Source organism: Bacillus sp. P4_D3, assembly GCF_056401855.1.
The window spans coordinates 1-4,304 of the sequence record NZ_JBFUIN010000266.1 but is presented as its reverse complement, the minus strand read 5'-3'; the positions used below and the strand labels follow the sequence as shown (position 1 = coordinate 4,304).

Below are 4,304 nucleotides of genomic sequence, written 5' to 3'. Positions count from 1 at the left end.
ATATTATTTTGTTTCATATAATCTGCTAATTTATTTGAATTACATACTTTCTTCATAGTTCCACCACCTTTACAACTCATCCCCATTTTAATCAAAATTTTCTTCTTCTACTATGACATATGTCATAGTAATACACAATTTCAACATGATACAGTCATTACAAACATGAAATACAAAGGGGATATTACATTGTATAACTTTCTTTCTGTCTTTATTGGTGTGCTTATTGCCATTATGCTCCCATTGAATGGGATTTTATCTGAGTTGATTGGCAATTATACAGCGAGTGTTGTCATTCATCTTGTAGGTTTAGTAGCAGTTGTTTTCGTGCTAGTCCTTAACAAAAATAAAATTCACTTTGAAAAAGATATTCCGCTTTATTTATATAGCGCTGGAGCGATTGGTGTATTCACTGTTCTTTTTAGCAATATAAGCTTCTCTGCTCTTGGTGCCTCTATTACTATCGCATTAGGCTTACTTGGTCAATCTATTGCTTCTATCGTAATTGATCATTTCGGTTTATTAGGTATGAAAGTTGCGAAGTTTGAAAAGAAAAAACTAGTTGGGTTATTCTTCATCTCTTCTGGAATTATTATCATGACAATTTATTAATGGGGGCAAGAATATGTTATATATTTGTATCGCTATTTTAGTTGGAGTATCCATCGTTGTTGCTAGAATTATTAACGCGAATTTAGCAAAGAAAATTGGAAATTGGGAAGGTACGTTTTTTAATTATATTACTGGATTATTTTTCTCTATGTTATTTTTAATTTTCAGTTCAGATTCGTTGTATATTTCTAGTCATACACTGCAATCCATACCTATCGCTGTATACTTAGGCGGATTAGTAGGTGTTATCGTCATCTCATTATCAAACTATATTACTCCTAAAATTCCAGCATTTTATTTAACGTTACTCATCTTTATCGGACAATTATTTACGGGGACTATCATTGATTTCTTCTTGTCACACGAACTCTCAATGGGCAAAATTGTCGGTGGAATTTTCGTATTAATAGGGCTTACTTACAATTTACTCGTTGATCGCCCTATAAAAACTGTGAAGCATAGCCACGTACAACTATAATACTTTACGCTTACCTATCATATATTAATAGAAAAGCTCTTCAAACGAAGTAATAGAGAGGAGAATATTCTATTAAGAAAATTATTTTACTGCTAGGTAGTGTATTGATTATTTTTGGAATCGTATGGTTTTTCAACTCTGGAAAATCTATTCAAGATTTCTATACAGCAAGCAAACCAAAGAAGAAAGCTACTATTATTTCAACTCAAAGAGACCCAAATGCACCTCCTGTCTTTTTAGGAAAACAGGAAATAAAAGATATACATGTAGAGTCAATTAAAACAAAAAAATCTATCTTCCTTACAAAAACAGATGAATTAAAAACATTCATTAACAGTATGGACACAGCAAAAAAAGGCGAYTTAACGCTAGATGAAGAAGGTTCTGATTCAGTAGATTGTAACATGTGGATTACTTTCCAAGATGGGACTTATAAACAATATTTAATTTGGATAGTAGATAACAACAGTAGTGAAGTTATGATTGCCCATCAAAACACTCCTGATGACGTAGACCTTACTTATTATCAATTAAATGAAGGTAATTCGAAAAAAGTATATAACTTATTTAAAAAGGTTATTTAATAGAAAAAGTCATGRGCTAATAGGCCCATGACTTTTTCTATTTATATATATTCAGGGAACACTTTACAGCTCTTTTCCTGCTCCATATCATGACCAAAGAAAACAATCGGGTTCTCTTTTATCACAACCTCTTTCAAACGTTTAATTGAAGCTAAAGCTAATTCCGGATCAAATCCTGCAAATGGCACTTCATCTTCAAAATTTTCTTTCGTATAAGATGCATCAATTGTTAATAACACAGGACCGGATTTTTCTGTCTCAATTAATAGTGACTGATGCCCCGGAGTATGTCCTGGTGTATACAATAATTGAACTCCTGGTACGACTTCATAATCCCCTTCAATGATTTTGTAGTTTAAATTCGGCAATATACATTCTTTCATATATTCTTCACTATGTTGTGCCGCCTCATATTCAGCACGCTGCACGATAATCGGTGTATTTGTAAAAGCACCATTTCCTCCTGCATGATCAAAATGTAAGTGAGAACTAATAATATACAGAAGGTCTTCTGGCTCATACCCTGCACGCTTTAAAATATTTACGATTCTATCTTCTTCAGTCATTTTTGGTAAAATCTGTCCCTCAACAAATGTACCGTTAAAAAGCCCTTCATTATTAACTGCACTTTCTGGCATACCTGTATCTACTAAAATAGGCCCCTCTTCTGTCTCCAACAAATAGCACCATACAGGTAAGTTCAATAAATTCCCCGGTGTGAGCGTACTATTAACAGAAGAATGGTCTAACATACAACGACCTGCTGGGACGAAATAAAGCTTCTTTACTGTCATTATGTATCCACCTTTTCATTTAGTTTTGAATAAAACAATATAGTAAAGAATTCCTCTTGTTAGAAATAAACTCCTTCTCACTTTTCATTGTTTCAGTTATTATTTTTGAGTCATTCACAAATTCTCCTTACATCGTTAATTACTATTCGTTATCCTCCTAAGAATCGAGAGTAATAAAACAACTGTTTGTATTCTGAAATAAAGTTCGAAGTAAGAAAGCACTTTAAGCAATACAGAAACAAACGCTAGTATACGAATGGAAAGGATACACACTTAAACGAATGTTAAATATAAAATAACCGACTACCTACATGTTGAGAAAAGGAGTCGGTTATTTTTTTATTTATTATTGCTCTTTATGTGCGGCGAGCTGAGATTATAAAAGGTAATATGCTATTGTTTTTTCACTGTAATATTTCCGTTATGTGTGTTTAATTTAATTACATTTTCTCCTTTTCCAATAACCGTATTTCCATTATATTTATCAAGAATATTCGCTCTGCCATTGTCAACAGAAACATTAAATTGAACATTAGTTGGTTCTTTTTCAGTTTCAATATTAATTTTTCCATTGTGAGTCGTAAAATTGAGATTTCGATCCAGTTCATTCGTTTTCAGAGTAAGACTTCCATTTTTAGTTTGCCCCTCTATTTCACCTTCAACATGGTCTAGCATTATTCGTCCATTGTTCGATTTCACATGAATATTTTGTGCCAATATATCTTTGAAATCCATAATTCCATTGTTTGTTTCTGCGATAATTTTTGGCGAATTGATTTCTCTTAATTCCACACGTCCATTGCTTGTATTGATATTAAAATGTGTTGCGTTTAGTTTTTTGGCAGAAACGTAGCCATTATTATTGGAAACTTTTAATGAATCATATTGCTTTTCAGGCAGATAAACATTTAATGTTAATGGGGCCAATACTTCGGAAATGTCGAAGTTAAACCATCTCTGTTGTTTTTCTTTGTATGAAATAAGAAGCGTCGAATCTTTATCATCCGTAATCAACGTTCGTTTTATATTAGGATTAACTTCCCCATCTAATGTTATTTTAATGTTACTCTCTGTTGTAGGATAGGTGTTAACACGAACATTATTCGTATCGATAATGACGCTTGACACATTATTATTGTTAATGACCTTTTCTTCTGAAATTGGTACTGCAGCAATTGAACGATAAGTGAATAAACTTCCGATAATACCAATAATAAAAATAATACCTGCAATGATTGAAAGACTCTTTTTATTTATCATGCTTCAAACCACCTTTTACTAGTTCCATATTGAACTTTAAATAACGAACAAATCCATTATTCGCCAGCTTCGTTAAAAATAACATAGCAATTACAATGAAATATCCAAGTCCACAAAGTGCTAAAGAAACGAAAAGATTAAATAGCAAGAATGTATTTGGATGTATAATAGTATCAACTAGAACAAGTAATGGTGAACCTAAAAATGAAATTCCTACAACCCATCCTGAAAAAATCAATGCCGCTAATGTAATTGCAGGTCCAAGCACGATTAACAAATTGAAAAAACCTAATCCAATTACTGCCCAAATTGCCCGAAAAACATTTCCTGTTGTTGCACTTGCTGTTACTTTCTCAATATGATAATCTGCTAATAACTCTTTGGCGATTTGAGCTGGAGAACCTAATGAAGCTACAATTTCTTCTTCACTTTTCCCTTCCTCTAATCCGAAAGTAAAATGTTCTTCATAATCTTTTAAAATATCTGTACGCTCTTTTTCAGATAATCTTTTTAGAGATGCATTTAATTGTTGTAAAAATTTATTTTTCGTCATTACGTACACCTTCTTTTATTAAT

6 protein-coding genes are annotated in these 4,304 nt (G+C 32.2%); 3 read left to right on the top strand and 3 right to left on the bottom strand.

Going from position 1 to position 4,304, the window contains the following annotated elements; translation table 11 throughout:
* Window positions 1-165 precede the first annotated feature (165 nt).
* From AC1DTM_RS18945 to AC1DTM_RS18935, 3 genes are all read left to right on the top strand, one after another.
* Window positions 166-612 carry a DMT family transporter gene (locus AC1DTM_RS18945; RefSeq protein ID WP_016105553.1) on the top strand — a complete coding sequence of 149 codons (447 nt, stop codon included), beginning with the start codon at window positions 166-168 and terminating at the stop codon, window positions 610-612.
* Window positions 613-625: 13 nt separating this feature from the next.
* Window positions 626-1,090 carry a DMT family transporter gene (locus AC1DTM_RS18940; protein ID WP_002121102.1) on the top strand — a complete coding sequence of 155 codons (465 nt, stop codon included), beginning with the start codon at window positions 626-628 and terminating at the stop codon, window positions 1,088-1,090.
* 104 nt (window positions 1,091-1,194) lie between these two features.
* Window positions 1,195-1,674, top strand: coding sequence for a YhfM domain-containing protein (locus AC1DTM_RS18935; protein ID WP_002161034.1), 480 nt, complete (start codon window positions 1,195-1,197; stop codon window positions 1,672-1,674).
* Window positions 1,675-1,715: 41 nt separating this feature from the next.
* Here AC1DTM_RS18935 and aiiA read toward each other — a convergent pair whose 3' ends face one another.
* The 3 genes from aiiA to AC1DTM_RS18920 form a co-directional block, all read right to left on the bottom strand.
* A complete protein-coding gene (aiiA, locus tag AC1DTM_RS18930) occupies window positions 1,716-2,468 on the bottom strand; it encodes a quorum-quenching N-acyl homoserine lactonase AiiA (RefSeq protein ID WP_477000650.1) in 753 nt (250 codons plus the stop codon).
* A 393-nt stretch (window positions 2,469-2,861) separates the two neighbouring features.
* On the bottom strand, window positions 2,862-3,728 hold the full coding sequence (locus tag AC1DTM_RS18925; RefSeq protein ID WP_199715488.1) for a DUF4097 family beta strand repeat-containing protein: 867 nt from the start codon (window positions 3,726-3,728) through the stop codon (window positions 2,862-2,864).
* Window positions 3,718-4,281, bottom strand: a complete 564-nt coding sequence (locus AC1DTM_RS18920) for an HAAS signaling domain-containing protein (RefSeq protein ID WP_199715489.1) — start codon at window positions 4,279-4,281, stop codon at window positions 3,718-3,720. Before AC1DTM_RS18920 ends, AC1DTM_RS18925 begins: the two co-directional genes overlap by 11 nt.
* Between the last annotated feature and the right edge of the window lie 23 nt (window positions 4,282-4,304).

Coding starts and splice junctions, on each gene's coding strand:
- AC1DTM_RS18945 (WP_016105553.1), top strand. CDS start 166: ATGAAATACAAAGGGGATATTACATTGTATAACTTTCTTTCTGTCTTT.
- AC1DTM_RS18940 (WP_002121102.1), top strand. CDS start 626: ATGTTATATATTTGTATCGCTATTTTAGTTGGAGTATCCATCGTTGTT.
- aiiA (WP_477000650.1), bottom strand. CDS start 2,468: ATGACAGTAAAGAAGCTTTATTTCGTCCCAGCAGGTCGTTGTATGTTA.
- AC1DTM_RS18925 (WP_199715488.1), bottom strand. CDS start 3,728: ATGATAAATAAAAAGAGTCTTTCAATCATTGCAGGTATTATTTTTATT.
- AC1DTM_RS18920 (WP_199715489.1), bottom strand. CDS start 4,281: ATGACGAAAAATAAATTTTTACAACAATTAAATGCATCTCTAAAAAGA.